This window comes from Bacillus hominis (assembly GCF_018332515.1).
GTDB lineage: Bacteria > Bacillota > Bacilli > Bacillales > Bacillaceae_G > Bacillus_A > Bacillus_A hominis.
The window spans coordinates 18,484-44,994 of the sequence record NZ_BOQD01000026.1 but is presented as its reverse complement, the minus strand read 5'-3'; the positions used below and the strand labels follow the sequence as shown (position 1 = coordinate 44,994).

Sequence of the window (26,511 nt, the reverse complement as noted above, 5' to 3'; positions counted from 1 at the left end):
TTTTGTTTACTAAAAATAAGGAATAATATTGTGATGATAAGAGATGTATAAAGAATACCAAAGAAAAAAATAATTTCTAAAATAGTATAGTTTGTAGTAATTGTAATGAAAAAAGCTGAAAATCCGATAGCTATAGAAATAAAATGAGCTGTATGTAATTTGAAATTCATTTTTGTGCGTATCATCGGTATAAAGTCTCGAATGAGTTTGGTAAATCCATGCATCCAAGAAATAAAGCTGGAAGTTATTGCACTTAACGAGCCGATAACGAGCAAATAAAATAAAATAGTAAATTCTATTTTTTTGGGAAGCTGAGCTAGAAGGTCGTATAAATGATCTAAGCTCCCGCTAAAGATAACTATCATAATTAGAGAAGCAAATGCCAAAGGGATGGTAATCCATATAAATCCTGACAGTAAAAAAGTCGGAATGATTTTTTTAGGATGAATACGGAAAGCTTTATCCCAAGATGTGGGGCTTATTAATACTCTTCCCGTTTCGATTAGAATGCCGGCAGTAAGAAAATATATTCCATTTATATTTTCATAAAATAGCAAATAAGGGTGATATAAGCGAATCCCATCGTATACATGAGTGATTCCATCTTGTACAAAAAAATAAATTGGAATAATGATCATGGTAGAAAACATTAATACAGTTTGCATAATAGCCATTTTAGTAAATAGCTTAGCGTTACTTAACATTACGAATATTGTACAAAGGGTAATGAAAAGGAAGGAGCCCAATGTATATGGAATATGGAAGAAAACATTAAGTAAAATACTAGCAACTTTCGTTTGAATGAACATACTTTCTATACCCAATAGAACAAGGAAAGAGCATACAATTATATATCCTGTGTGAGAAAGTTTATATGATAAGTAATCGTGAATCGATTCTCCCTCTGGAAATGTAGAACGTATTTTTTTTATTAAAATCCCCAATAAAATAAGAGTGAAAGGACCAATCATAGCATAAAGAATGCCAGCGAGTAACCCATAATTGATAATAGATTCAGGTAAAGCGAGCGTTGATATACTTGCGACCCATTTAGATAATAAAAGAACAGTGCCAGTTCCTATACCTAATTGTAAAGATGTGAAAGCTGAGTTGTTTTTTGTCACAATTTATCCCTCGCCTCTATATTCTTTCGGAGTCATTCCAGTCATTTTGCGGAAAACAGTGCTGAAATAATGCTGGCTATTAAAACCAGATCGTTCAGAGATTTGCGAGATACACCAATGTGGGTGTTCCATTAAATACTTCTGTGACATTTCAATACGATATTGCATGATATACCCGGAAAATGAAATCCCTACTTCTTCATGGAACCTCCGGCTTAAGTAAGTCGGATTTGTATGTACTTTAGCTGCGATGTCTGCTAAGTGTAGTTTGTCATGAAAAGTCTCATGAATGATGTCTAATGTATCTTGAATAATACGTGAGTAAGAAATGAAATTGGAATCTCCTTTGTATTTTTGCAATACATCGATGAGTTCTTTTTCTATAATTGGCTTTGTTATGTAGTCAATGACTCCTAGACGAATAGATTGTTTTGCATAGTCGAAATTTTGATATGCGGTTACGATGATGATGTCCAGGTTAGAGTTACTATTTTTTAATTTTTCACCTAGTTGTAGGCCAGATATGCCTGGAAGGTGAATATCTAAAAGTGCTAAATGAATCGAGAATTTTTCATTTATACTTAAAGCTTCATCCGCATCTAAGGCTAGATGCAGTGTCCAATTAGGAAACTGGCGGTGAATGAGAAATTCTAATTGTTCCAGTTCTAGCGGTTCGTCATCTACTAATAGCACGTTCATTTTTGTATTACCTCCTCTGTGTTTTTTTCTGTGATGAAAGGCCATGTTATTTCTACTGTCGTGCCGTTCTCTTTTGTAGAGAGGAAAGAGAACGTAGTTTGTTCTTGAAAGAATAGCTGAAATCGTTGTTTTATATTCTCAAGTCCGTATCCGCTTTCTTCTGTATGGGACGTAAATGGTTCGTTTTGAGTGCCGTTATCGGATACTAGAAGTGTAATTCGGTTATTTGTATTGTATAAATGAATATTTAAAATTGCTTGACCAGTTTTTTTTTCAAGACCATGTTTAAAGGAATTCTCAACTAACGTTTGAATAACGAAAGGTGGAATATGGGCATTGTGTAAATCTTCAGAAGAAGTAATGCTTACTGAAAGCCTCGAGCGAAATCGCATTTTTTGAATCTCAATATAATAATTCGTATACGCCAGTTCTTCAGAAATAGGAATTAACAAATCCGTTGTTTTATATTTTCCTTTTAAAAATAGAGAAAAGATCTCGAGCGATCGGACAACTTCATCTGTTCTCTGCAGACGAGCTAAGCTTAAAATTGTATTTAATGTATTGAATAAAAAATGAGGCTGAATTTGTTGAGTGAGTTGATGATATAAAGACTGTTGCAACTCTCTTTCTAGTGCTATTTTTTTCTTTTCACTTTCTAGTAAATCGATTCGTTTTTCAAAAATAAATAAAAATAATAAAATAATAGCTCCAAAAATTGGAGCTAAGACAAGTATAGTTATTAATACAGCAAATGCTTCATAAGTTAACATACATACCTCAATCTTGTTTTTTATTATTATACTAAAGTGTTGTAAATATTTCTATTATTCAGATTCGATTCAAATGATATGGCAGGCTACTTTGTGATCTTCACTTATAGATTGAAAACTTGGTTGCTGCGTTGTACATTTTTCAATTGCATACGGACAACGAGTATGAAAACGGCAGCCTTTCGGCGGGTTTAAAGGAGAGGGAAGGTCTCCTTTAAGTTCAATACGCTCTTTTTTCATTCCTGTACTAATGGTAGGAATTGCTGAGAGAAGCGCTTTTGTGTAAGGGTGTTGCGGATTGTTAAAAAGAGAATGTTTATCGGCAATCTCCACAATGGTACCAAGATACATTACAATGATGCGGTCTGATATGTGACGAACGACAGCTAAATCGTGAGAGATGAATAAATACGTTAACCCATATTGTTGTTGCAAATGCTTTAATAAATTTAAAACTTGTGCTTGCACTGAAACATCTAAGGCGGAGACAGCTTCGTCACAAATGATGAGTTTTGGATTAACAGCTAAGGCGCGAGCGATTCCAATTCTTTGGCGTTGTCCACCACTAAACTCATGTGGGTAGCGCTTCACTGCATCAGGTGGAAGACCAACTTTCCCGAGTAACTCAATAACCTTTGCTTTCCTTTCTCCTTTTGGACATACGTTTTGAATGGCCATAGCTTCTTCTAAAATACTCCCTACGGTTTGTCGAGGGTTTAAAGAAGCGAAGGGATCTTGAAAAATAACTTGTAAATCTTTTCTAACTTTTCGCATTGCTGAGTTATTTAATTCTAGTAAATCCTTATCTTGAAATATGATTTTTCCACTTGTTGCTTCATCAAGGCGTAATATTGCACGCCCAGTAGTGGATTTTCCGCAACCAGATTCCCCAACAATACTGACAGTTTCCTTTTCGTAAATTGTAAAACTAATATCGTCAACCGCTTTAATATAGCTAATAGAGCGTCCTAGAATTCCTTTTTTTATAGGGAAGTATTGTTTTAAATTTTGTACTTGTAATAGTTCTCGTTTATTTATTTGCGTAGTAGACATTTTATAATACCTCCAATTCTTCCGAAGATGATTTATTCCAAAGGTCTGTAAACATCCAGCACCGAACCTCGCTTCCATCTTGCGTTAGTTGAAGTTCTGGAAGAGTATTATGACATAGTTCTTTTGCATGTGTGCATCTATCAGCGAAGCGACATCCACTCGGCATATGGTATGGACTTGGTACGGATCCAGGAATAGTTTGTAATTCTTCTTGGTCTGTATCGAGTCTTGGAAGAGATTGAAGAAGTCCGATTGTATAAGGGTGTTTTGGGCTAGTAAATATATGCTCGATATCTGCATATTCGACAATTTTTCCAGCATACATGACCGCAACTCTGTCACATGTTTCTGATACGACTCCTAAATCATGAGTGATCATGATAATCCCCATACCGAGTTGTTTTTGAAGCGATTTCATAAGTGATAATATTTGAGCTTGAATGGTTACATCAAGAGCAGTTGTTGGTTCGTCTGCAATGAGTAAATCTGGATTGCAAGCAAGTGCCATTGCAATCATAACGCGTTGGCGCATTCCTCCGCTTAGTTCATGTGGCTCTTGTTTTGCACGCTTTTCAGGAGAAGGAATTCCAACTAGTTTCAGCATATCGACAGCTTTATTCCAAGCTTCTTTTTTGCTTAATTTTTGATGGATACGAATTGCTTCTGCGATCTGTTCCCCAACGGAATATACTGGATTCAAAGATGTCATTGGTTCTTGGAAAATCATTGAGATTTGATTGCCACGAATTGCACGCATTTCAGCTTCGCTTTGTTGTAATAAATTTTTTCCTTTAAATAAAATGTCGCCTTCAATTTTACTGCCGCTTTCTCGGCCGATTAACCTCATAATGGATAGGGAAGTGATGCTCTTTCCGCAACCAGATTCACCTACGATTCCGAGTGTTTCTCCTTTGGAAACAGAGAAATTTAATCCATCAACCGCTTTACTTACACCTTCGTCTGTAAAGAAATGTGTTTTTAAATCTTTAACCTGTAATACCTCTTCCTTTTTGTTCATGTTTGTGCACCTCCTTAATTAAGCTCAATACGTTTATTGAAATAACGGTATAAAATATCAACAATAAGATTGACTAGAACGAAGATTACTGAGGCGATTAATACGCCCCCTTGTAACATTGGTAAGTCCCTCATTCGAATGGCATCTACAATTAATCTTCCAAGTCCATTTATAGCGAAAACGGATTCTACTAAAACTGTACCGCCTAAAAGTGCACCAAATTGTAATCCGACAACGGTAATAATGGGGATTAATGCGTTCCTCAGAGCATGTTTATATATAACTACTCTTTCTTTTACCCCTTTTGCTCTTGCCGTTCGTATATAATCTTGGCGTATGACATCAAGCATACTTGAGCGAGTCATACGTGCTACAATTGCTGCGCCAGATGCACCTAGTGTAAGTGCTGGTAAAATCATGTGCATCCAAGTTCCCCAACCAGAAACGGGGAATATTTGAATTTGGACAGAGAAGTAGAAAATGAGCATAAGTCCAAACCAAAAACTTGGTAATGAGACACCTAATAAAGCGACGATCATAATAGAAACATCTGTCCAAGAATATTGCTTCGTAGCAGAGATGATACCAGCAATCATCCCGATTACAACTGTAATTACGATGCTACACAGTGCAAGTTCAATAGTGATTGGAAGGCGAATTAATACTTCGTCTAACACTGGGCGATTAGAACGAATCGAAACCCCAAAATCGCCTTGTAATATATTTCCGATATAAGAGAAATATTGCATGATAAAAGGTTTGTCCAATCCTAATTGGTGACGTATTTGTTCGACAGTTTCTTTTGATGCTCCTTCACCAGCAATAAGGAGAGCTGGATCACCGGGTACCATTTGCATAATTAAGAAAACAACGAATACAACGCCGAAAAGAACGGGAATTAATTGTAGTATTCTACGAAATATAAACATTAGCATGTATAATGCCCCTTTCTATTTTTTTAGTCTCGGATCTAGTGCATCACGTAATCCGTCACCAAACATGTTTAAACCGATTACGAGTGTAGACATTGCGATTCCAGGAAACATTGCGATATGTGGTGCGGTAAATAAAAAGTCACGTCCATTACTTAACATCGCTCCCCATTCAGGTGAAGGTGGCTGCGCTCCAAGTCCTAAAAATGATAATCCAGCTGCAGATAAAATTGCTGTAGCTAAGCGTAAAGTAGCTTGGACGATAATAGGCGATAAGATGTTAGGGAATATGTGCTTCATAATAATAGTGAAGTCACTCGCTCCTAGTGCCCTTATAGCATCGATATACTCTAATTTTTTTACTGTTAATGTAGAAGCTCTAACGATACGAGCGAACATAGGGATTGAGAAAAAGCCAATAGCGATAATTACGTTCACAAGACTTGGTCCTAGTGCACCTACAATGGCAAGAGCAAGTAAAATACCAGGGAAAGCTAGCATAATATCAATGATTCTCATAATAACTGTGTCAAACCATCCACCGTAATAACCAGAAACGATACCGAGAATAATGCCGAACAGTGCACCTATAAATACAGAAGAAAATCCAACAAATAATGAAAGACGTGTCCCGTGTAAAAGGCGGCTTAAAATATCTCTACCTTTATCATCTGTTCCCATCCAATGTTCCATTGAGGGTGGTTGTAACTTATTGACTAACTGAATATCAAATGGATTATAGGGTGCTAATAATGGAGCGAATATAGCTATTAAAATATAGAACAGAACGATAATTCCCCCGATGAATGCCATTTTATTTTTCCTCAGTTTTCGATAGGCAGTTATCAATTTCGATGTATTCTTCGTTTGAATCGTTTGTAAAGAAGTTTTTTCTTCTTTAGAAAGACGAACTTCCATTTTCCATACCTCCCTTTCTTTATGAATAAATTATCAGAAAATTCATCAAAGTAAACGGATTTAAAACAATAAGTAAAGAAAATGCAAATACAAGTAAAGATGTTTAAAAAATTCAGAAAATTCAAATAGTAAAGAAAGTGCAAATAGAGGTAAAGATGTTTAAAAACTTTTTCCGTAAAGTTATTTATAATTACAAATACATAAACAAACTTGCAGAAGAGAAGGTGGTGAAGTTATCCGCTCTTAGAAAGTAGGTAAAATAGAAAGATAGGTTTAAGGTTTCACTTTATGATGTAGAGATAAAAGAAAGTGGAGGGGGAAGGGCGATGAGGTTTAAAAAGGGACTTGTGATTTGCTTTATCACAATTTTATGTCTTTCAGTTTTTCTAGCGGGATGTTCATCTAATACGAAGACAGGCAACGAAGGGTCGGGGAGTAAAGGGGCAAAAGAAGGTGGCGTTTTAACGATCGCTAGACTGTCAGATGCTGATAATTTAGATCCGCATTTTATTACAAACATTCCTTCAGCGAGTATTGTATACCATAAAGTGTATGAAAACCTTGTACAACGAGATAAAAACATGGATTTTAAGCCAATGTTAGCAAAGGAATGGAAACAAATTGATGATTTAAATTGGGAATTTAAGTTACAACAAGGAGTGACATTCCAAGACGGTGCGCCATTTAATGCTGAGGCAGTAAAGAAAAACTTTGAACGTGTATTAGACCCGAAAGTGGGTTCAAATCGAGCAACTGTTTATTCCATGATCCAAGAAATAAAAGTAATTGATGAATACACAGTACAGTTTGTATTGAAATACCCATATGCGCCTCTTTTATCTATTTTCGCAAGTAATGAAGGAAGTATTTTAAGTCCGAAAGCAATTGATGAGAAAGGGAAAGGTTTAGCACAGCATCCAGTTGGGACAGGTCCATTTACTTTTAAATCATGGAAACCAGGTGAAGAAATTCGCCTTGAGAAGAATAAAAATTATTGGGGTGAAAAAGCAAAGGTTGATGAAGTTGTATTCAAAGTAGTACCGGAAGATGCAACACGCATTGGAATGATTGAAACTGGTGAAGCTCACATTGCAGAGAATTTACCTGTAACTGAAGTAGAGAGAGTGAAGAATTCGCCATCTATGGAGTTAATTGAAAATGAAGGTTTAGGTGTAGAATATATTGGATTTAATGTAGAGAAAAAGCCATTTGATAATCCGATTGTTCGTCAAGCGATTGCACATGGGATTGAAACGAAAGGAATTTTAAAAGGAGTATATAACAATGTTGGGACTGAAGTGAACTCTGTAATGACTCCTAAAGTATTTGGTTATACGAAAGACGTAAAAGGGTATAAGTATGATATTAATACTGCGAAAAAGTTATTAGCAGAGGCTGGTTATCCAAATGGGTTTAAAACAACAATTTGGACGAATGACAGTAAAGTGAGAATGGCGTTAGTGGAGGTAATTCAATCTCAACTAAAAGGGATTGGTGTTGAAGTAGAAATTAAAGTTATGGAATATGGTGCGTTTTTAGCTGCAACGAATAAATCAGAGCATGCGATGTTTGTTGGTGGTTGGGGGAATGCAACAGGTGATGGTGACTATAATCAATATAATTTATTCCATTCTAGTTCGCATGGAGCAACTGGAAACCAATTTTTCTATAGCAATCCGGTAGTAGATAAATTAATAGAAGATGCTAGAAAAGAAAAAGATGAGACGAAGAGAAAAGAATTGTATAAACAGTTGCAAGAAATTGAATTGAAAGATGCTTTACTAGTACCAATTCGAGGGATTAATCATATTGCAGCGACTACGAAAAATATAAAAGGATTTTGGATTGATCCATCTGGGTATTTGCGACTGGAAGGTGTAGAGCTACAGTAAAATAGAAAATTCTATCAGTGTAAAACACCATTTTACACTGATAGAAATTTTTATCTGTTTTTGTTTCGTTTGTATAGTAGAAAACCCATTGCGAAGGGAGATTGAAAAAGTGAGTATAAAATCAAAATATTGGTTAACGAATGTGAAACTTGAATCTGGGTACGTATATGAGGAATCACGAATTACAAGTACAGAAACGGAAATTTGTAGTTTGCTTATTGAAGATGGAAAGATTACGAAGATATTACCTGGGATTGTAGCGGAGCAAGATGGGGAAGTAGTAAATGCAAATGCTTTATTGGCATTACCAGCATTTGAAGAAATGCATATCCATATTGATAAAACGTATTATGGTGGACCGTGGAAAGCATGTACACCAGTGAAAAGTATATTCACTCGTATTCATGAGGAGCAAACCATTCTTCCAAAGCAATTAGAAACTGCAAAGAGTAGAGCGGAGAAAATGTTGCAATTACTACTTGAAAATGGAGCGACAAATATTCGGACACACTGCAATATTGATCCTGTAATTGGTCTTGGGAATTTAGAAGCGACGATTGGGGCACTGGAAACATATAAAGATAAGTTATCAGCAAAAATTGTAGCGTTTCCACAACACGGTTTGTTACGAAGTAATTCTGTAGGGCTTATAAAAGATGCTATGCGTATGGGGGCTCATTTAGTAGGTGGAGTAGACCCAGCTACTGTAGATAGTAATATTGAAAAATCATTAAATACAATTATGGATATTGCAGTTGAGTTTGATTCAGACATTGATATTCATTTACATGATGCGGACCAACTCGGAATATTTACAATGAAGAGATTAGCAGCGTTAACAGAAGAAGCAGGGTGGCAAGGAAGAGTTACAATTAGCCATGCTCTTGGACTTGGGGATGTATCGGTAGAAGAAGCGGAGGAAATGGCTGAACGACTTGCGGCATTAGGCATGGATATAACATCAACAGTTCCAATTAGTAGACATGTGATTCCAGTTCCATTATTAAATCGTAAAGGTGTAAAAGTTTCACTAGGAAACGATAGTATAACTGATCATTGGTCTCCATTTGGAACGGGAGATATGCTGCAAAAGGCAAATTGTCTAGCGGAGAGATTTAGATGGATTGATGAGCGCTCTTTAGGGAAAGCACTTCAGTTTATTACGGGTGGGAAATCTATATTAGATGATCAAGGAAATCGTCAATGGCCAAAAATAGGAGATGAAGCAAATATCGTCTTTACGGAAGCATCATGTTCAGCTGAGGTAGTAGCAAGACAAACAGAGCGCTGTGCTGTTCTATATAAAGGAAATGTTGTTGCTGGTAGTTTACAAAAAATAGCTATAAATAATCTTGTTTGAGAGGATGATTGAAATGCAAAATGTGTATTGGTTAACGAATGTACGATTAGAAACAGGTTACAAGTTTAATAGTGAAGTAGTTACAGGCACAGAAACAGCTTTGCATCATTTACTTATACAGGATGGAAAGATTGCAAAGATTGTACTTGCGGATGTACCGCTTCAAACAGAGTATGAAACGAAAGATGCGAGAGAATTGCTTGTTCTTCCGTCATTTGTGGAAAATCACTTTCACCTTGATAAGACAAGACTTGGTGGTCCATGGGAAGCATGCACACCAGTAAAAAATATTATTGAGAGATTAGAGTTAGAACAACAGGAGTTACCGATTTTAGCTCAAACAACTGGAGAGAGAGCAGAGTTGTTACTAAGTAACATTTTAAATGCTGGTTCGACTCATATTCGAACGCATGTAAATATTGATCCGTATATCGGTCTTAAAAACTTAGAGTCTGTACGTCAAACTTTAGAGGATATGAAAGGTGCGTTTACATATGAAATCGTAGCATTCCCACAACACGGTTTACTTCGTACAGAAGCGCATTCTCTTATGAGGGAAGCGATGAAAGTGGGCGCAACTTTAGTGGGTGGTGTAGATCCAGCTACTGTAGATAATAATATTGAAAAATCACTTTTTGATATGATGGAAATCGCTGTAGAGGCAAATGCAGATGTTGATTTACATTTACATGATGCAGGGCATTTAGGTATTTATACAATTAAAAAGTTAGCTCAATTTACAGAGGATGCGGGTTGGGACGGGCGTGTTGCTGTTAGTCATGCGTTTAGTCTAGGAGATGTATCTAAAGAAGAAGGAGCAGAGATGGCAGACTTATTAGCTGAAAGAGGAATGTCTATTATTACGACAGTACCAATTAATAGAAATATGCCGCCAGTACCATTGCTTACAGAAAAAGGTGTTTCCGTTTCTTTAGGTTGTGATAGTATGTTTGATTCATGGGGCCCATTTGGAAATGCTGATATTTTTGAAAGAGTAGGGCGTTTAGCAGAAAAGTATCGCTGGATTGATGAGAAATCTTTATCTTCGTCTCTAGCGTTTATTACAGGTGGAAAAACGCCATTGGATCAAGAAGGAAATCAAGTTTGGCCTAAAGTAGGAGATAAAGCTGATTTTGTCTTCTTACAAGCTACTTGTTCAGCAGAAGCAATTGCTAGACGAGCGAAACGACCTGCCGTGATGAAAGGTGGAAAAATAGTAGCGGGTTCCTTGCAGAATGTTCAAGGTGTATTGATTTAATTTACGTACCTCCCTAAATTTTATATATATTTTTAAGGGTTCCTAATGAAAGAGTAGGAATCCTTCTTTTTTACGAGAAACGGAGGGGAATAGGTGACACGTACTTATATATTACTTTTTATCTGTGTAGTAGTTTGGGGGAGTAATTTTATATTTGGTGCGATTCTAGTAAATGCATTTCATCCAGTTTTGTTAACGACACTTCGGTTGTTATTTATTAATTTGTTTTTTCTGGCGTACGCCATTATATGTAAGAAAGACTTATATATAGAAAAGAATGAAATGAAAAGTGTATTATTAATTGGGGTTATGGGTGTCGCGATTAATCAATGGTCTTTTTATGAAGGATTACAAACAGCAGAACCAACAACAGCTGCGCTAATATTAGCACTTACTCCTGTCGTGACTTCTATTCTAGCGGTATTTATTTTAAACGAGCCGTTAACAGCTAAGTTAGTAATAGGAGGAGGGATTGCTACTTTCGGGGTGTTTTTTGTTATTGGTGTTGGGCAGAGGTTCGTCTTTTCAGAAGGATTAATATGGATTTTTATAACGATGTTATCCTTTTCTTTATCCATTGTTTTAATTCGGAAATTGGGGAAAAGAGATGATATGTTTTTTATTACATTCTTCTCTTCAATTTTTGGTTTTTTAATTATGTTACCGTTTCTTGCTTTTACCTTTTCTCACATAACGTTGAAGTACTCTATAGAGAGTTGGTCGCTTCTAATTGTGACAGCAATACTTATGCATGGAATTTGTACATTGGTTTGGAATAATCAATTGAGAAAAGCGCAAGCATCAACAGCGGCAATGTTTTTAAATTTAGAACCATTCGTTACGATGGTGGTAGGGTATATTATATTGCAGAAAGGTGTAACATCCATTCAAATAATTGGAGCTATTTTTATCGTTTGTGGAGTTTACATTGCAACGTTTGGATATGGGAAGAAATCGAAGGGACAAAAAGAGTTGTTTCGAAAAGCTACGTAATAATATAAAGTGTATTTTTGTGTGAAATGTATGGAAGGGATGAAAAATTTGGACAATCAACATAACCAAAATCATATTATGGGAACTTTGCAATGGTTTATTTTTTTATTAGCGAATTCAATCGCACTACCAATTGTCGTTGGCGGATTATTTCATCTTACGACGGAAGAAGTATTTTATTTAATGCAGCGTACATTTTTTGTAGTTGGTATATCTTCTTTTCTACAAGGATGGCTTGGACATAAACTGCCTATTGCTGATGGGCCAGCTGGATCTTGGGTTGGTGTATTTACCGTACTTGCTTATGCAACTGTAGGGCAAGATCAACTACATAGTACGTTGCAAATTTTAGAACTAGGGATGATGGTTGCCGGAGTTATCTTAATAGGATTAGGGCTAACTGGTTTTATAGAACGTATTTTATTTTTATTTACGCCGCTCGTTACAGGGACGTTCTTACTGTTATTATGTTTGCAATTAAGTGGTGTGTTTTTAAAAGGAATGCTAGGAATTACAGCTACTGTTTCTCAAATTGATGGATTTACAACGTTGATTGCGGTTGGCATATTTTTGTTTGTAATCGTACTTTCCAATTTCGGAAAAGGCTTTGTCAAAAGTTATGCGGTTTTAATAGGGATAATTAGCGGATGGCTTATTTTTCTCATTGCAGGAAAAGTGACGATCCCATCTCAAGTAACTCATTTTGTGCAATTTCCGCATATATTTGCTTGGGGACTTCCAAAATGGAATACGGGTATGGCTGTATCGAGTTTTGTTATGGTATGTATTTTAGTTTCAAATACAGTAGCAGCTATTATAGCAATCAATCAAGCTACGATTCATAAAGCAGCTATTGAACAAAGACAGCTGAGAAACGGTACGTGGGTCGGAGGGATTTCACATATGATTTCCTCTTTATTTTCAACAGTAGGTGTCGTTCCGTTACCAGCAACGGCAGGTTTCATACGTTTAACAAATCAAAAGTATATGCGTTCATTCTTATTTGCATGTGTACTACTAGTCGTTATGTCGCTATTTCCAAGTATTATTCGTTACTTAGCGTCGTTACCATCCGCTGTTGCATCTGCAGTCTTAATGGCCTCATTCGTACAGCTAATTGGTATTGGGTTAAACAATATAAAACAAGTGGAGCTTAATGAAAGGAATGTAACAATTTTAGGAGTTGCAGTATTATTTGGCAGCGGTGTTATGTTTTTACCGTCTGGAGCACTCCAATCCTTGCCGTCTGTTATGCAATATATATTCGGAAATGGTTTGTTCGTAGGTACAGTTGTAAGTATATTGCTAGAACAAATATGGCGCATGGAGAAGTGAATGTATAAAATAAGTGCATAAACCGTATAAAAGTCTAAAATAACATAAGAAATAAAGCCTATTTTCATTCACCACCTGCACATTTCGTTCATACAATATCTTGACTAAATAAACACCCAACTTACACATATACAGCTCTGGCTTAAGCAAGGAGGGTTATACCAGTTGAAGGAAAAAGCGTATCAATCTAAACCGTTACTCACAAAGAGAGAAAGAGAAGTATTTGAATTACTCGTTCAAGATAAAACGACGAAGGAAATTGCAGGTGAACTTTTTATAAGTGAAAAAACAGTACGCAACCATATCTCAAACGCAATGCAAAAGCTAGGGGTTAAAGGACGTTCACAAGCAGTTGTTGAGCTTCTTCGTATGGGAGAGCTTGAGCTATAAAAAGAAAGCCGACTTTTATACAAAAGGTCGGCTGTTTTTTTGTTTGTTTCATGTTCTATATGAATGATAATAATGTCTCATACATAAATAGGTAGTAAGGAGGGGATGTGTTGAAAAGGATATTGTTAGTTTCAACAAGCGCTCATGATATGAATGGACACCCGACTGGTTTATGGCTTGAAGAGCTCGCAGCTCCTTATAATTTATTTAAAGAAGCTAAGTTTGATGTTGATATTGTGTCGATAAAGGGCGGTAGAGTACCTATTGATAGAGTGTCTATTCCAAACGGGATTCCCCGTGAATTTAAGCATGTCGCTTCCTTATTGCAAAATACGAAGCCGATCTCAACTGTTCATTTTTCGGATTATGATGCGGTTTTATTTGGTGGTGGGCACGGGGCGATTGTAGATTTTCCGGGGAATCCATATGTAGCAAATTTGATTGTAAATATGTATAACAATAACCGGATTGTAGCGGCTGTTTGTCATGGAGTAAGCTCCTTAGTCGGTGTGAAAAATAAAGATGGTTCGTTTTTTAGTGCGGGTAAGCGTATAACAGGTTATACAAATGATGAAGAAAAAGCTGTACATTTAGAAAAGCGAGTGCCGTTTTTGCTAGAAAGTAAATTGAAGGAAGAAGGAGCTTTATTTTATGTAGCTCCTAATTTCACGCCGCATGTCGTAGTAGATGGGCGTTTGATTACAGGACAGAATCCGCAGTCTAGCGTGGAAATAGGTAAGGTTATAAAAAGAGCTGTAAATAAATTATCGTCTTTTTAATTTCTGCACATTTCTTCTTATTAATAGGAATGTCTTCTATTCAGAGAAAAGTGGCGTAATGAATATATATTTTATATAGAAGAAACCGACTTTCATATAGAAGGTCGGTTATTTTTCTGTCTTGCAAATTATGAAAAAAAGGAGCAAAATAAAAAAGGTCCTGATCTATACAGGTACAAATGAAAAATTTTATACAGGGGCATTTTAAGTTAGCGAACTTAAAGTGTGTAAAATATACTGATAAACATAAGGTGAAACTTTAATCAGTGGGGGTTTTGTTCATCCTCTACTGATTATTAGCCTTCACCAATCGGGCGTTTACGGGCAGTGGATCTCCTGCTTAACTTCTTTGCTGCAGCCGAATTTTGAGGTGGGAGTTTTACTGCCCGCAAATAGCGGGATAAAATAAGATGATGAATGAGAAAACGGGTGATTAAGTTGAATAGAGCGATCGGTGTTATTGATTCAGGAGTGGGCGGTTTAACAGTAGCGAAGGAATTAATTCGTCAGTTGCCGAAAGAGCGTATTATATATTTAGGGGATACAGCACGTTGCCCTTATGGTCCGCGTTCTCGTGAAGAAGTGCGTCAATTTACGTGGGAAATGACGGAGCATTTATTAGATTTAAATATCAAAATGTTAGTTATTGCGTGTAATACAGCAACTGCGGTTGTATTAGAAGAAATGCAGAAACAATTACCAATTCCAGTAGTTGGAGTTATTCATCCAGGATCACGTACAGCTTTAAAAGTGACAAATACGTATCATGTTGGGATTATTGGAACGATTGGAACAGTAAAAAGTGGTGCCTATGAAGAGGCGCTAAAGTCTATTAATAACCGTGTTATGGTAGAAAGTTTAGCGTGCCCGCCTTTCGTTGAGCTTGTAGAGAGCGGGAATTTCGAAAGTGAAATGGCGTATGAAGTTGTAAGAGAAACGTTGCAACCGTTGAAAAGTACTGACATTGATACACTTATTTTAGGGTGTACACATTATCCGATTTTAGGTCCCGTTATTAAAAAGGTAATGGGAGATAAGGTGCAACTAATTAGTTCGGGTGATGAAACAGCGCGTGAGGTAAGCACGATTTTATACCATAGTAAGATGTTAAATGAGGGAGAGGAACAAAGTGATCATCTCTTCTTAACGACTGGTAAAATAGGTCTGTTTAAAGAAATTGCATCGAAGTGGTTCGGTCAGCCGATTGAAAATGTGAAGCATATTAATTTAGAAACAGAATAATAGTAGATTCATATAAGAGAACTCCTGAGAAATCAGGGGTTTTTTCTGTGTAAGTGGCTATAGCTTGTTCTAAAATATGAAACAGCTCGTATACATAATAGTACAAACTTAGATTTTAGGGGGGAATGGCATGCCTAAATCCACTTTTAAATGGGTTGTTGGTGCTACTGTGAGTGCGATTTTATTATCAGGGTGTGGCTTATTAAATCAAGAGAAAGCGACAGAACAAATTGATCCGCCAAAAAAAGTTACGTATACAGAAGGTGAAAAGAAAGAAACAGCTAAAAAAGATAAACAAGGGCAAACAGTAAATAGAGAGTTATACCTCGTTGATAAAAATGGATATGTCGTACCGCAAACTATTGCAATGCCTACTCCGAAAGCGAATGAAGTTGTAAAGCAAACGTTAGAGTATCTTGTGAAAGATGGACCAGTCACAAATTTATTGCCGAATGGATTTCGAGCAGTCCTTCCAGCGAATACGACGATGACTTTAAATTTGAAAAAAGGTGGGACAGCAGTAATTGATTTCTCTAAAGAAATGAAAAATTATTCAAAAGAAGAAGAACGTCAAATTGTTGAATCAGTAGCGTGGACTTTGACTCAATTTACAGAAATAAAACAAGTGCAGTTCCAAATAAATGGTGAAAAGCTAGCGAAGATGCCTGTTGCGGGTACGCCGCTTGGTGAAGGTGTAAGTCGTGCGAATGGAATTAACTTTGATGATGAACAAGTAGCAGATGTAACGCATACAAAACCAGTTACACTTTACTTTATGGCGCAAAATAATAATAAGCAGCAATATTACGTACCGGTAACAAGACGTGTTGCAGAAGGGAAAGAAAATGATTATGCAGCAATTGTGGACGAACTTGTAAAAGGTCCGATTCACGGTTCGTTACTAAATGATTTTAATCCGGGAGCTAAGCTTATTACGAATCCGAAAGTGCAGGACGGAAATCTTACATTAAACTTTAATGAAAATATATTTGTAAACCCAGATAAAAATATGATTTCAAATTATGTATTGAAGTCGTTGGTCTTATCTTTAACGGAAAAACAAGGTGTGAAAAATGTTTCTATTGAAGTGAATGGGAAAGCGAATCTTATGGATGAGAAGGGTGAAAAGCTAATAAAACCTGTTGATCGGCCACAAAACGTAAATACAGGTAGTTTTTAATCGCGAATAATTTGATATACTTATGTAAGAAAGGGGAATTGCTTTTTGAGTTCCCCTTCTTCTATTGTATACATATCATACATTTAAATTTGGCTATACTAATGAGTAGTAGTTAAGAGGGGGTTATTTTTATGCGAGTAGATGGTAGAGGACAAGCAGAGCTACGCCATATACATATTCATACAAATTATTTAAAACATCCAGAGGGATCGGTACTAATTGAAGTTGGGGATACAAAGGTAATTTGTTCAGCGACAATTGAAGAGCGTGTACCGCCGTTTATGCGTGGAGAAGGAAAAGGTTGGGTAACAGCAGAATACGCAATGATTCCACGTGCGACAGAGCAACGCACAATCAGGGAGTCAAGTAAAGGGAAAGTAACAGGGCGCACAATGGAAATCCAGCGTTTAATTGGACGAGCATTACGTGCGGTTGTTGATTTAGAAGCGCTTGGCGAAAGAACGGTTTGGATTGACTGTGATGTAATTCAAGCGGATGGCGGAACGAGAACAGCTTCTATTACGGGTGCTTATGTGGCAATGGTATTAGCTTTTGAAAAATTATTGCAAGCAGACAAAGTATCTAAAATTCCGGTGAAAGATTATTTAGCGGCAACGTCAGTAGGCATCGTTGAAGAACAAGGTGTCGTTTTAGATTTAAATTATGCTGAAGATTCTAAAGCAGACGTTGATATGAACGTTATTATGACTGGAAAAGGTCAGTTTGTTGAAGTGCAAGGAACTGGAGAAGAAGCGACGTTTAGCAGAGCTGAATTAAATGAACTACTTGATGCTGCTGAACAAGGGATTTTCCAACTTGTTGAAAAGCAAAAAGAAGCGTTAGGTGACATCGTATCTCATATAGAGTAGAGGTGGAAAATATGAAGCAAGTTGTTGTAGCTACGAAAAACCTTGGGAAAGTACGTGAGTTTGCTGAGTTATTTGAGAGATTTGACTTAGAAGTGAAATCTTTACACGATTTTCCTCATATTGAAGAAGTCGAAGAAACTGGTGAAACATTTGAAGAAAACGCAATTTTAAAAGCGGACAGTCTTAGTAGACAGTTGAATTCCATCGTAATTGCGGATGATTCTGGTCTTATTGTAGATGCCTTAAACGGGAAACCAGGTGTATATTCAGCTCGTTTTGCTGGAGAGCCGAAAGATGATCAGGCGAATATAGATAAGGTGTTACAAGGGTTAACTGACATCGATTTAGAAAAACGCACAGCTCGTTTTTACTGTGCATTAGCAGTTGCTTTCCCTGAAGTGGATAAAGAGCCGGTTATTGTAAACGGAACGTGCGAAGGGAAAATTCTAGAACAGCGCCGTGGGGAAAATGGTTTCGGATACGATCCGATTTTTTATGTAGAAGAATATAAAAAAGCGATGGCTGAGCTAAGTTCGGATGAGAAAAACGCAATTAGTCACCGCGGACACGCTCTTCGTAAATTAGAAGAAAAAATCCCAGAATGGTTTTTAGAAGAATAAGGGAGAGAGATTGATGAAAGCTTTAATCGTAAGCGATAGTCATAGCTCTGTGAAGGAATTACAGCAGTTAAAAGAGAAGTACGAAGGGAAAGTAGATGTCATGATTCATTGTGGTGATTCAGAGCTAACGCCTGCTCACGAAGAGCTGCAAGGTTTCCATGTTGTAAAAGGGAATTGTGATTATGCTAACTTTCAAGATGAAATTGTAACTGATGTAGATGGAATTCGTTTCTTAGTTGTACACGGTCATCGTCATAATGTGAAAATGACATTACAAACATTAGCATATCATGCAGAAGAAGTAGGAGCGCAAGTAGCATGCTTTGGACATTCTCATGTATTAGGGGCAGAATTACTTGATGGGATTTTATTTATTAATCCAGGGAGTATTTTGCTCCCGCGCTCTCGTGTAGAAAAGACATTCGCTTTATTAGAAATGGATGAAAATCATATAGAAGTTCGTTTTGAAACATTAGACGGACAGCTGGTGGAACAAGCAACTTTTAAAAGAGGATAATAAAAATTATCCTCTTTTAAAAAAGTGTTGACTTTATAAGTGGTTATGAATATAATAAATATTGTCGATAGGGCAATGGCGCTAACGAAGAAAAATGAAATAACATATGCGGGTGTAGTTTAGTGGTAAAACAAGAGCCTTCCAAGCTCTGGTCGAGAGTTCGATTCTCTTCACCCGCTCCATGTCCCAGTAGCTCAGCCGGATAGAGCATACGCCTTCTAAGCGTACGGTCGGGAGTTCGAATCTCTCCTGGGACGCTAAGAAAACCTTGTTATCTTTTGATAACAAGGTTTTTTGTTTGTTTAAATTAGTTATTAATAAACTTTTCAAAGACAAAACCATAATCTTTCACATTATATTGTTTCTTCGTATCAACAAGCCAGTTAAAGGCGATCTCGTTCATCTCTTTAAATTGCTCTGCTAAATTTACTTGTGCATTTGAAATACGGCTGAAAGCGTTAGAAGCCATATCTAAACTTTTATGTGCATACTGCAATGTAATATCGTTGTCGTATGAGATTTCTTCTATTTTAAGTAAAGCCTTATATAAATCTTTTAATTCTTCAATATGTTTTTTATGAACATCAATTGAATAATGCTCATCTCCCATTTGAAACTTAATTTCTACATCTAAATCAATTGTTCCCGCAGTTTCAAGTGCTACGTTTTTAATTTGATATTTACTATAGCTAAAGCGGCGTAGTGTACGTTTTTTACTTGTTGCGCTTGTACCATCTAGGTGGATTAATCCTTTGTTTGTGAAACAATATTCATCTGATTTTGATTTAATTAGAAAATAAATTTTCTCCCCGTCTTCATGCATCACGTAATCATCAGCATCAACCTTATCATAATCCTGCGGCGTAATGACAGAACCTACATCACTTAATCCTAAAACATCAGCGGCCATTTTTTTAAACATGTATAATCCCCCTTGTAAAATAAATTCTTAATTGTACAAAAATATATTAACACGATTTTAAATCAATTTTTGAAATCTTACAATTCTGTAAGGTAACTGTAAGGAAGTTCGATGGTAACAAATTACGAATCCTCTATAATGAAGATAACAACGATACATGAGGAGGAAGAGATGATGAAAGGATTAATTGTAACGGGTTTAACAGTAGCTTTTGGGTTTGTGGCGTATGAAAAGTTAACATATGTAGTTGATGTTGTAAAACATTTAGTAGCGTAGAAAAAACTGCCATGAGAGGGAAAGGGAATGAGTGAATGAATGGAATGGTTATTTGGAATTATAGGTACTTGTAGTGTAGTTTTATTGTTCTTTGTCCCGAGTGGTATACTTAGTTCGACAACAAGTTTGTTCTTTTTAAGTTTGTTTGCTTGTACGATGCTTATTATTATGTTTTTAATGAAGCGAAGTAAACCGATCTTCTACTTTAGCATGATTGTTATGGCAATTATTGTTCTCCAAATTATTACCCTTGTTATATACCCCACAATTATACAAGCTTTCCATTAATGATGAATCCTCTGCGTGAGGGTTTTTGTTTGTGAAAAATGAATTTTATTTAAAAATTTGTTGCTTTTCCGTTATAAAAATAGAATATTCCTATATTTCAAATAAATAATTTTGGAATGTTGTGTTCTCATTACGCATTTGATATATTTACTTTGAAGATCATTAAAATCTAGAAAAAGAGGCGGACGTATGGATAAAAAAGAAAATACGGTCGTATTGTTTCCGCAACTATCCGAACGCTATATTGATAAAGGTTTTTTAGCGTTGAAAGAGCGGGAATTCGAAGATGCATTGCGCTGCTTTGAAATATTACGTCAGTATAATGCAGAAACGGAACAAACAGAATTAGCTTCCGTTATTTGTTTGCTAGAATTAAAACGTATGGAAGAAGCGAAAGACAAATGTGAACAGTTGCTTGAAACAGGAGCTGTATTATTTGGGGATATTCTTGAAACGTATGTGACTATTTTAGTTCAAACAAATGATTACGAAGGTGTTATTGAAACTGTTGAAAAGGTTCTGCAAACGAAAGACATAATGCCGGAGCAAAAGGAAAAATTAGCGCAGCTCGCTTTATTTGCAGAAGGGATGCTAAATGAGGAAGATGCGTCATTAGTGGATTCTAATTTTGATTTGGATGAGTTTACTAATGGGATTTTTGGTGAAAACTTTGGGCAAAAGTTAAGAGTGATTCAGCAACTTTCGTTAAAAGACTTGGATCTTGCATTACCTGTTTTAAAGAGATTTTTAATAGACGAACAGCAGCACCCTTATTTGAAAACTTCTATTTTGTATAAAATGATAGAAAATCAAGTAGAAGAAGAGATAGAAGTAGAAAAGTTTGGAAATATGATCAAGGTAATTCCAGCATTTACAGGTCATAATGAGGAGCAATCCGATAACATTATACATAAATTATCAAGTCGATTAGAGCAAAATTATCCAGATATATTTAGTGCAATGGTTACATACTGGAAAGAATTACAAATTAGCATTTTCCCATTCCCTCTATTAATGGATAAAGTAGAAATTTGGGCTGCCGTCTTAGAGAGAGTTGGAAGAAAGCGTTTCGGATTGGCTATTGATGAAGAAGAACTTATGACAGCATACAATATTGAGTTTGAGGAATTTCATATTGCCTATCAATGGTTACTACGTATTGAAAGAGAAGGGTATTTGCCCGTATAATTATGAAAAAGAATCGTTCAGTTATTGAAACGAGCACATTCTATGTTATAATGTAAGGGTTGCAAAAGGCAGAAATCTGCCTGTTTGTAAGAGAAGAGGAGTATAATTCTCTTACTTAATATGTTTCATATTATTCTCGAACAAAATATACCGTAGTTGTCTTTTAGACAATTAGTAGATTGGAACATTGTATCTGAAAGCTTTTGCTAGAGGATTATTTGTACATTTGTTATTTCAAAAAAGAGATAATAAAAATCTTAATCTATAGAGGTATGTGCATACATTATTATAGTTGGAGGGAAAGAATAAATGTCTACAAAATGGGAAAAATTAGAAGGTAACGTTGGCGTTTTAACAATCGAAGTTGATGCTAAAGAAGTAAATAACTCTATCGACGCTGCATTCAAAAAAGTAGTAAAAACAATTAATGTACCAGGTTTCCGTAAAGGAAAAATGCCTCGTCCATTATTCGAACAACGCTTTGGTATTGAATCTTTATACCAAGATGCTTTAGATATTATCTTACCAAAAGCATACGGTGAAGCAATCGATGAAGCTGGTATCTTCCCAGTTGCTCATCCTGAGATTGACATCGAGAAATTCGAAAAAGGCCAAAACTTAATTTTCACTGCAAAAGTTACTGTAAAACCTGAAGTTAAATTAGGTGATTACAAAGGTTTAGCAGTAGAAAAAGTTGAAACAACTGTAACTGACGAGGATGTAGAGAACGAAGTAAAAGCTTTACAAGAGCGTCAAGCTGAACTAGTTGTTAAAGAAGAAGGAACTGTTGCAGATGGTGATACAGCTGTAATCGACTTCGAAGGTTTCGTTGATGGCGAAGCATTTGAAGGCGGAAAAGGCGAAAACTATTCTCTTGCAATCGGTTCTGGTACTTTCATCCCAGGTTTCGAAGAGCAAGTAATTGGTCTTAAAGCTGGTGATTCTAAAGAAGTTGAAGTATCATTCCCAGAAGAGTACCATGCTGCTGAATTAGCTGGTAAACCAGCAACATTCAAAGTAACAATTCACGAAATCAAAACAAAAGAACTTCCTGAGTTAAACGACGAGTTCGCTAAAGATGCTGACGAAGAAGTTACAACTCTTGATGAATTAAAAACAAAACTTCGTACAAACTTAGAAGAAGGCAAAAAGCACGAAGCTGAGCACAAAGTACGTGACGAAGTAGTAGAATTAGCTGCTGCTAACGCTGAAATCGACATTCCAGAAGCTATGATCGACACTGAGTTAGATCGTATGGTTCGTGAATTCGAGCAACGTTTAAGCCAACAAGGTATGAACCTTGAGCTTTACTACCAATTCACAGGTACAGACGCTGACAAATTAAAAGAGCAAATGAAAGAGGATGCACAAAAACGTGTAAGAATCAATCTTGTTCTTGAAGCTATCATTGAAGCTGAAAACATCGAAGTTACTGAAGAAGAAGTAACTGCAGAAGTTGAAAAAATGGCTGAAATGTACGGTATGCCAGTAGACGCTATCAAGCAAGCTCTTGGAAGCGTAGACGCTTTAGCTGAAGATCTTAAAGTGCGTAAAGCTGTAGACTTCTTAGTAGACAACGCTGCATAATAAAATAACAAGGCGCGATTTTAATCGTGCCTTGTTTTATAAATATAGAAATATATTTATAAAACTTTTCGATGAAGAAGGAAAAGTTCCTTTGCAAGTCGAATATACATATTTCAAAAGTTTTAAATTTTTTTATTTGTACATAACTAGTCATATTATTTGTATTTCTCGCCACGTAGTGACATAATATGTATTTACATACGATACATTTATCGTGTACATACGAAGGCAAGAGATTAGCACTTTGTAAGGGGTGTGAAAATATGTTTAAATTTAATGATGAAAAAGGTCAATTAAAATGTTCTTTCTGTGGTAAAACACAAACGCAAGTTCGAAAGCTAGTTGCAGGTCCAGGTGTTTACATTTGTGACGAGTGTATCGAGCTTTGTACTGAAATTGTACAAGAGGAGCTTGCGAAGGACGAAGAAGTAGAATTCAAAGATGTACCGAAACCGGTAGAAATTCGTGAAATCTTAGATGAGTATGTCATCGGACAAGATAACGCGAAAAAAGCACTGGCGGTAGCGGTATATAACCATTACAAACGCATTAATTCTAACAGCAAAATTGATGATGTAGAATTAGCGAAGAGTAATATTTCACTTATTGGGCCAACTGGTAGTGGTAAAACATTATTGGCACAAACATTAGCGCGTATTTTAAATGTTCCATTTGCGATCGCTGACGCAACATCTTTAACAGAAGCTGGATATGTAGGGGAAGATGTAGAAAACATCTTACTAAAATTAATCCAAGCAGCTGATTATGATGTAGAGAAAGCGGAAAAAGGAATCATTTATATTGATGAGATTGATAAAGTGGCACGTAAGTCCGAAAATCCATCAATTACACGTGATGTATCTGGTGAAGGCGTACAGCAGGCACTTCTGAAAATTTTAGAAGGTACTGTAGCAAGCGTTCCACCTCAAGGTGGTCGTAAGCACCCGCATCAAGAGTTTATTCAAATTGATACAACGAACATCCTATTCATTTGTGGTGGAGCGTTTGATGGCATCGAGCCTATTATTAAACGTCGCCTTGGTGAGAAAGTAATTGGATTTGGTGCTGAGAAGAAAAATGCTGATGTAAATGAGAAGCATGTTTTATCTCACGTTTTACCAGAGGATCTTTTAAGATTCGGTTTAATTCCGGAGTTTATCGGTCGTCTTCCAGTTATTGCGAACCTAGAGCCGCTTGATGAAGATGCTCTTGTAGATATTTTAACTAAACCGAAAAATGCACTTGTTAAGCAATTCCAAAAATTATTGGAGCTTGACGATGTTGAGTTAGAGTTTGAAGAAGGTGCACTAGTTGAGATTGCGAAAAAAGCAATTGAACGTAAAACAGGTGCTCGTGGACTTCGTTCTATTATTGAAGGCTTGATGCTTGATGTAATGTTCGAACTTCCATCTCGCAAAGATATCGAGAAGTGTATTCTTACGAAAGAAACAGTAGCTGATAATGAACCGCCGAAATTGGTGTTACAAGACGGTACTGTACTTGATACAAAAACATCTGCATAATGCGAAGAAGAAACAGCAATTTTTATAATTGCTGTTTTTCTTTATGTTTAGCACTATTCCTCCCAGGAAATACTAAAAGGTAAAACATAGCGGGAGGAAATGAATTATGAGCTGGACAAATATATTTTTACTTGTTCAACTTGTTTTTGGCGTAATTGTCGGATTGTATTTTTGGCACTTACTTCGAAATCAGCGAACACAAAAAGTTTCAATTGATCGAGAATCGAAAAAAGAATTAGAGCAGCTTCGTAAAATGCGTGAGGTTTCTTTAACAGAGCCACTTGCGGAAAAGGTACGTCCTACATCCTTTGTAGACATTGTAGGGCAAGAAGACGGGATTAAGTCGTTAAAAGCGGCTCTTTGTGGTCCTAATCCGCAACATGTGATCATATACGGTCCGCCAGGTGTCGGAAAGACAGCGGCAGCACGCCTTGTATTAGAAGAAGCGAAACGAAATCCGAAATCCCCATTTCGTACAAATGCAACATTTATCGAACTTGATGCAACGACAGCTAGGTTTGATGAGCGTGGTATTGCGGATCCATTAATTGGTTCAGTGCATGATCCGATTTATCAAGGAGCAGGTGCAATGGGGCAAGCGGGTATCCCACAGCCGAAAAAAGGGGCTGTAACAGATGCTCATGGTGGTATTTTGTTCATCGATGAGATTGGTGAATTACATCCAATTCAAATGAATAAAATGCTAAAGGTGTTAGAAGATCGGAAAGTATTTTTGGAAAGTGCGTACTATAGTGAAGAAAATTCGATGATTCCAACGTATATACATGATATTTTTCAAAAAGGTTTACCTGCAGATTTTCGCTTAGTTGGTGCAACGACGCGTTCGCCAGAGGAAATTCCTCCTGCAATTAGGTCGCGTTGTTTAGAAGTGTTCTTCCGTGAGTTAGATACAGAAGAAATTCAAAAAGTAGCGAAAAATGCAGCTGATAAAGTGGAAATGCAAGTAGGTGAGAAAGGTATCGAAATGATTGGAATGTATGCAAGAAATGGACGAGAAGCAATTAATCTCGTGCAAATTTCTACTGGTATGGCGATAAATGAAGAGCGACCTTTCATTAAAGATGAAGATATTGAATGGGTTGTTCATTCTAGTCAGCTTACACCAAAGTACGAAAAACGTATTTATCCAATTCCAAGAATCGGTCTTGTGAACGGGCTTGCTGTATATGGGCCGAATACAGGTGCGTTATTAGAAATTGAGGTAACAGCTATTCCTGCGAAAGATAAAGGGTCAGTAAATGTCACTGGAATTGTAGAAGAGGAAAGTATTGGTAACCAAACGAAATCGATTCGTCGAAAAAGTATGGCGAAAGGTTCTGTTGATAATGTGTTAACAGTACTTCGTTCTCTAGATGTGTTGCCAGAAGGTTATGATATACATATTAATTTTCCTGGTGGTATCCCGATTGATGGACCTTCAGCAGGTATTGCTATGGCAACAGGTGTCTATTCAGCAGTGCATCGTACGTATGTGAATAATGAAGTGGCGATGACAGGTGAGATAAGTATCCACGGAGAAGTGAAGCCTATTGGTGGTGTGTACGCAAAAATAAAAGCTGCGAAAAAAGCGGGAGCTAAGAAAGTCATCATTCCGGCTGAAAACATGCAACCATTTTTGTACACAATAAAGGGAATTGAGATCATTCCTGTTCGCAAATTAAAAGAAGTATTTGAATTAACATTTATGCAGGAAAATATGCATCGTGAGCTTGATGTGCATACTTCTTTGGACGAAACAGATGCACAATCAATGTGAG

Annotated in this window: 25 protein-coding genes and 2 tRNA genes; 19 read left to right on the top strand and 8 right to left on the bottom strand. The window is 36.5% G+C overall.

Annotated features, from left to right (window positions below):
• From KI356_RS03615 to nikC, 7 genes are all read right to left on the bottom strand, one after another.
• Positions 1-1,124: SLC5/6 family protein (locus KI356_RS03615; RefSeq protein ID WP_212934817.1), on the bottom strand; the 1,124-nt coding region annotated here is incomplete at its 3' end.
• Between the two features lie 3 nt (positions 1,125-1,127).
• A complete protein-coding gene (locus KI356_RS03610) occupies positions 1,128-1,823 on the bottom strand; it encodes a response regulator transcription factor (protein WP_212934816.1) in 696 nt (231 codons plus the stop codon).
• A complete protein-coding gene (locus KI356_RS03605; RefSeq protein WP_212934815.1) occupies positions 1,820-2,593 on the bottom strand; it encodes a sensor histidine kinase in 774 nt (257 codons plus the stop codon). The genes KI356_RS03610 and KI356_RS03605 overlap by 4 nt, the downstream gene beginning before the upstream one ends.
• 69 nt (positions 2,594-2,662) lie before the next feature.
• Positions 2,663-3,646 (bottom strand): ABC transporter ATP-binding protein, encoded by a 984-nt coding sequence (locus tag KI356_RS03600; RefSeq protein WP_212934814.1) that lies wholly within the window; start codon positions 3,644-3,646, stop codon positions 2,663-2,665.
• A gap of 1 nt (position 3,647) precedes the next feature.
• Positions 3,648-4,664 carry an ABC transporter ATP-binding protein gene (locus KI356_RS03595; RefSeq protein ID WP_212934813.1) on the bottom strand — a complete coding sequence of 339 codons (1,017 nt, stop codon included), beginning with the start codon at positions 4,662-4,664 and terminating at the stop codon, positions 3,648-3,650.
• A gap of 14 nt (positions 4,665-4,678) precedes the next feature.
• Entirely contained in the window at positions 4,679-5,599 is a 921-nt protein-coding gene (gene nikB / locus KI356_RS03590) for a nickel ABC transporter permease (protein WP_212934812.1), read from the bottom strand.
• A 15-nt stretch (positions 5,600-5,614) separates the two neighbouring features.
• Entirely contained in the window at positions 5,615-6,514 is a 900-nt protein-coding gene (gene nikC / locus KI356_RS03585; protein WP_212934811.1) for a nickel transporter permease, read from the bottom strand.
• A gap of 326 nt (positions 6,515-6,840) precedes the next feature.
• On the opposite strand from nikC, the gene KI356_RS03580 reads away from it, so the two are divergent.
• The 14 genes from KI356_RS03580 to KI356_RS03515 all read left to right on the top strand — a co-directional run bounded on the left by KI356_RS03580 (position 6,841) and on the right by KI356_RS03515 (position 19,206).
• A complete protein-coding gene (locus KI356_RS03580) occupies positions 6,841-8,406 on the top strand; it encodes a glutathione ABC transporter substrate-binding protein (RefSeq protein WP_212934810.1) in 1,566 nt (521 codons plus the stop codon).
• A 109-nt stretch (positions 8,407-8,515) separates the two neighbouring features.
• A complete protein-coding gene (locus tag KI356_RS03575) occupies positions 8,516-9,766 on the top strand; it encodes an amidohydrolase family protein (RefSeq protein WP_212934809.1) in 1,251 nt (416 codons plus the stop codon).
• Positions 9,767-9,779: 13 nt separating this feature from the next.
• Positions 9,780-11,024 carry an amidohydrolase family protein gene (locus KI356_RS03570; RefSeq protein WP_212934808.1) on the top strand — a complete coding sequence of 415 codons (1,245 nt, stop codon included), beginning with the start codon at positions 9,780-9,782 and terminating at the stop codon, positions 11,022-11,024.
• A gap of 93 nt (positions 11,025-11,117) precedes the next feature.
• Positions 11,118-12,017 carry a DMT family transporter gene (locus tag KI356_RS03565; RefSeq protein WP_212934807.1) on the top strand — a complete coding sequence of 300 codons (900 nt, stop codon included), beginning with the start codon at positions 11,118-11,120 and terminating at the stop codon, positions 12,015-12,017.
• A gap of 39 nt (positions 12,018-12,056) precedes the next feature.
• Positions 12,057-13,352, top strand: a complete 1,296-nt coding sequence (locus tag KI356_RS03560) for a purine/pyrimidine permease (protein WP_212934818.1) — start codon at positions 12,057-12,059, stop codon at positions 13,350-13,352.
• A 165-nt stretch (positions 13,353-13,517) separates the two neighbouring features.
• A complete protein-coding gene (gene gerE, locus KI356_RS03555) occupies positions 13,518-13,742 on the top strand; it encodes a spore germination transcription factor GerE (protein ID WP_000659484.1) in 225 nt (74 codons plus the stop codon).
• A 107-nt stretch (positions 13,743-13,849) separates the two neighbouring features.
• Entirely contained in the window at positions 13,850-14,521 is a 672-nt protein-coding gene (locus tag KI356_RS03550) for a type 1 glutamine amidotransferase domain-containing protein (RefSeq protein ID WP_212934806.1), read from the top strand.
• A 429-nt stretch (positions 14,522-14,950) separates the two neighbouring features.
• Positions 14,951-15,763 (top strand): glutamate racemase, encoded by an 813-nt coding sequence (gene racE / locus KI356_RS03545; RefSeq protein WP_002122827.1) that lies wholly within the window; start codon positions 14,951-14,953, stop codon positions 15,761-15,763.
• A 130-nt stretch (positions 15,764-15,893) separates the two neighbouring features.
• Positions 15,894-16,943, top strand: a complete 1,050-nt coding sequence (locus KI356_RS03540) for a GerMN domain-containing protein (RefSeq protein ID WP_128280811.1) — start codon at positions 15,894-15,896, stop codon at positions 16,941-16,943.
• Between the two features lie 131 nt (positions 16,944-17,074).
• Positions 17,075-17,812: a ribonuclease PH gene (rph, locus tag KI356_RS03535; RefSeq protein ID WP_088060105.1), complete on the top strand. Its 738-nt coding sequence runs from the start codon at positions 17,075-17,077 to the stop codon at positions 17,810-17,812.
• 11 nt (positions 17,813-17,823) lie between these two features.
• Entirely contained in the window at positions 17,824-18,432 is a 609-nt protein-coding gene (locus KI356_RS03530; protein ID WP_128280812.1) for an XTP/dITP diphosphatase, read from the top strand.
• Between the two features lie 13 nt (positions 18,433-18,445).
• On the top strand, positions 18,446-18,949 hold the full coding sequence (locus KI356_RS03525; protein ID WP_002067355.1) for a metallophosphoesterase: 504 nt from the start codon (positions 18,446-18,448) through the stop codon (positions 18,947-18,949).
• 108 nt (positions 18,950-19,057) lie between these two features.
• Positions 19,058-19,131 (top strand) — tRNA-Gly (locus tag KI356_RS03520).
• A gap of 1 nt (position 19,132) precedes the next feature.
• Positions 19,133-19,206: transfer RNA gene (locus KI356_RS03515), tRNA-Arg, on the top strand.
• 50 nt (positions 19,207-19,256) lie between these two features.
• Here the strand turns inward: KI356_RS03515 and KI356_RS03510 are convergent.
• Entirely contained in the window at positions 19,257-19,871 is a 615-nt protein-coding gene (locus KI356_RS03510) for a PH domain-containing protein (RefSeq protein ID WP_128280813.1), read from the bottom strand.
• 315 nt (positions 19,872-20,186) lie between these two features.
• Between KI356_RS03510 and KI356_RS03505 the strand changes: the two genes are divergently transcribed.
• The 5 genes from KI356_RS03505 to lonB all read left to right on the top strand — a co-directional run bounded on the left by KI356_RS03505 (position 20,187) and on the right by lonB (position 26,510).
• Positions 20,187-20,435, top strand: a complete 249-nt coding sequence (locus KI356_RS03505) for a hypothetical protein (protein ID WP_128280814.1) — start codon at positions 20,187-20,189, stop codon at positions 20,433-20,435.
• Positions 20,436-20,624: 189 nt separating this feature from the next.
• Positions 20,625-21,623 (top strand): hypothetical protein, encoded by a 999-nt coding sequence (locus tag KI356_RS03500; protein ID WP_128280815.1) that lies wholly within the window; start codon positions 20,625-20,627, stop codon positions 21,621-21,623.
• 309 nt (positions 21,624-21,932) lie between these two features.
• Positions 21,933-23,210 carry a trigger factor gene (tig, locus tag KI356_RS03495; protein WP_128280816.1) on the top strand — a complete coding sequence of 426 codons (1,278 nt, stop codon included), beginning with the start codon at positions 21,933-21,935 and terminating at the stop codon, positions 23,208-23,210.
• Between the two features lie 263 nt (positions 23,211-23,473).
• Positions 23,474-24,733, top strand: coding sequence for an ATP-dependent protease ATP-binding subunit ClpX (gene clpX, locus KI356_RS03490; protein ID WP_000472285.1), 1,260 nt, complete (start codon positions 23,474-23,476; stop codon positions 24,731-24,733).
• A 106-nt stretch (positions 24,734-24,839) separates the two neighbouring features.
• On the top strand, positions 24,840-26,510 hold the full coding sequence (gene lonB / locus KI356_RS03485; protein WP_128280817.1) for an ATP-dependent protease LonB: 1,671 nt from the start codon (positions 24,840-24,842) through the stop codon (positions 26,508-26,510).
• The last annotated feature ends 1 nt before the right edge of the window (position 26,511 follow it).

Excerpts from the sequence above, each read along its gene's own strand:
- KI356_RS03510 (WP_128280813.1), bottom strand. The coding sequence starts at position 19,871 with ATGTTTAAAAAAATGGCCGCTGATGTTTTAGGATTAAGTGATGTAGGT.
- KI356_RS03525 (WP_002067355.1), top strand. The coding sequence starts at position 18,446 with ATGAAAGCTTTAATCGTAAGCGATAGTCATAGCTCTGTGAAGGAATTA.
- KI356_RS03570 (WP_212934808.1), top strand. The coding sequence starts at position 9,780 with ATGCAAAATGTGTATTGGTTAACGAATGTACGATTAGAAACAGGTTAC.
- tig (WP_128280816.1), top strand. The coding sequence starts at position 21,933 with ATGTCTACAAAATGGGAAAAATTAGAAGGTAACGTTGGCGTTTTAACA.
- KI356_RS03560 (WP_212934818.1), top strand. The coding sequence starts at position 12,057 with ATGAAAAATTTGGACAATCAACATAACCAAAATCATATTATGGGAACT.
- clpX (WP_000472285.1), top strand. The coding sequence starts at position 23,474 with ATGTTTAAATTTAATGATGAAAAAGGTCAATTAAAATGTTCTTTCTGT.
- rph (WP_088060105.1), top strand. The coding sequence starts at position 17,075 with ATGCGAGTAGATGGTAGAGGACAAGCAGAGCTACGCCATATACATATT.
- nikC (WP_212934811.1), bottom strand. The coding sequence starts at position 6,514 with ATGGAAGTTCGTCTTTCTAAAGAAGAAAAAACTTCTTTACAAACGATT.
- lonB (WP_128280817.1), top strand. The coding sequence starts at position 24,840 with ATGAGCTGGACAAATATATTTTTACTTGTTCAACTTGTTTTTGGCGTA.
- KI356_RS03540 (WP_128280811.1), top strand. The coding sequence starts at position 15,894 with ATGCCTAAATCCACTTTTAAATGGGTTGTTGGTGCTACTGTGAGTGCG.
- KI356_RS03580 (WP_212934810.1), top strand. The coding sequence starts at position 6,841 with ATGAGGTTTAAAAAGGGACTTGTGATTTGCTTTATCACAATTTTATGT.
- KI356_RS03610 (WP_212934816.1), bottom strand. The coding sequence starts at position 1,823 with ATGAACGTGCTATTAGTAGATGACGAACCGCTAGAACTGGAACAATTA.
- KI356_RS03530 (WP_128280812.1), top strand. The coding sequence starts at position 17,824 with ATGAAGCAAGTTGTTGTAGCTACGAAAAACCTTGGGAAAGTACGTGAG.
- nikB (WP_212934812.1), bottom strand. The coding sequence starts at position 5,599 with ATGCTAATGTTTATATTTCGTAGAATACTACAATTAATTCCCGTTCTT.
- KI356_RS03595 (WP_212934813.1), bottom strand. The coding sequence starts at position 4,664 with ATGAACAAAAAGGAAGAGGTATTACAGGTTAAAGATTTAAAAACACAT.
- KI356_RS03600 (WP_212934814.1), bottom strand. The coding sequence starts at position 3,646 with ATGTCTACTACGCAAATAAATAAACGAGAACTATTACAAGTACAAAAT.
- KI356_RS03505 (WP_128280814.1), top strand. The coding sequence starts at position 20,187 with ATGGAATGGTTATTTGGAATTATAGGTACTTGTAGTGTAGTTTTATTG.
- KI356_RS03500 (WP_128280815.1), top strand. The coding sequence starts at position 20,625 with ATGGATAAAAAAGAAAATACGGTCGTATTGTTTCCGCAACTATCCGAA.
- KI356_RS03605 (WP_212934815.1), bottom strand. The coding sequence starts at position 2,593 with ATGTTAACTTATGAAGCATTTGCTGTATTAATAACTATACTTGTCTTA.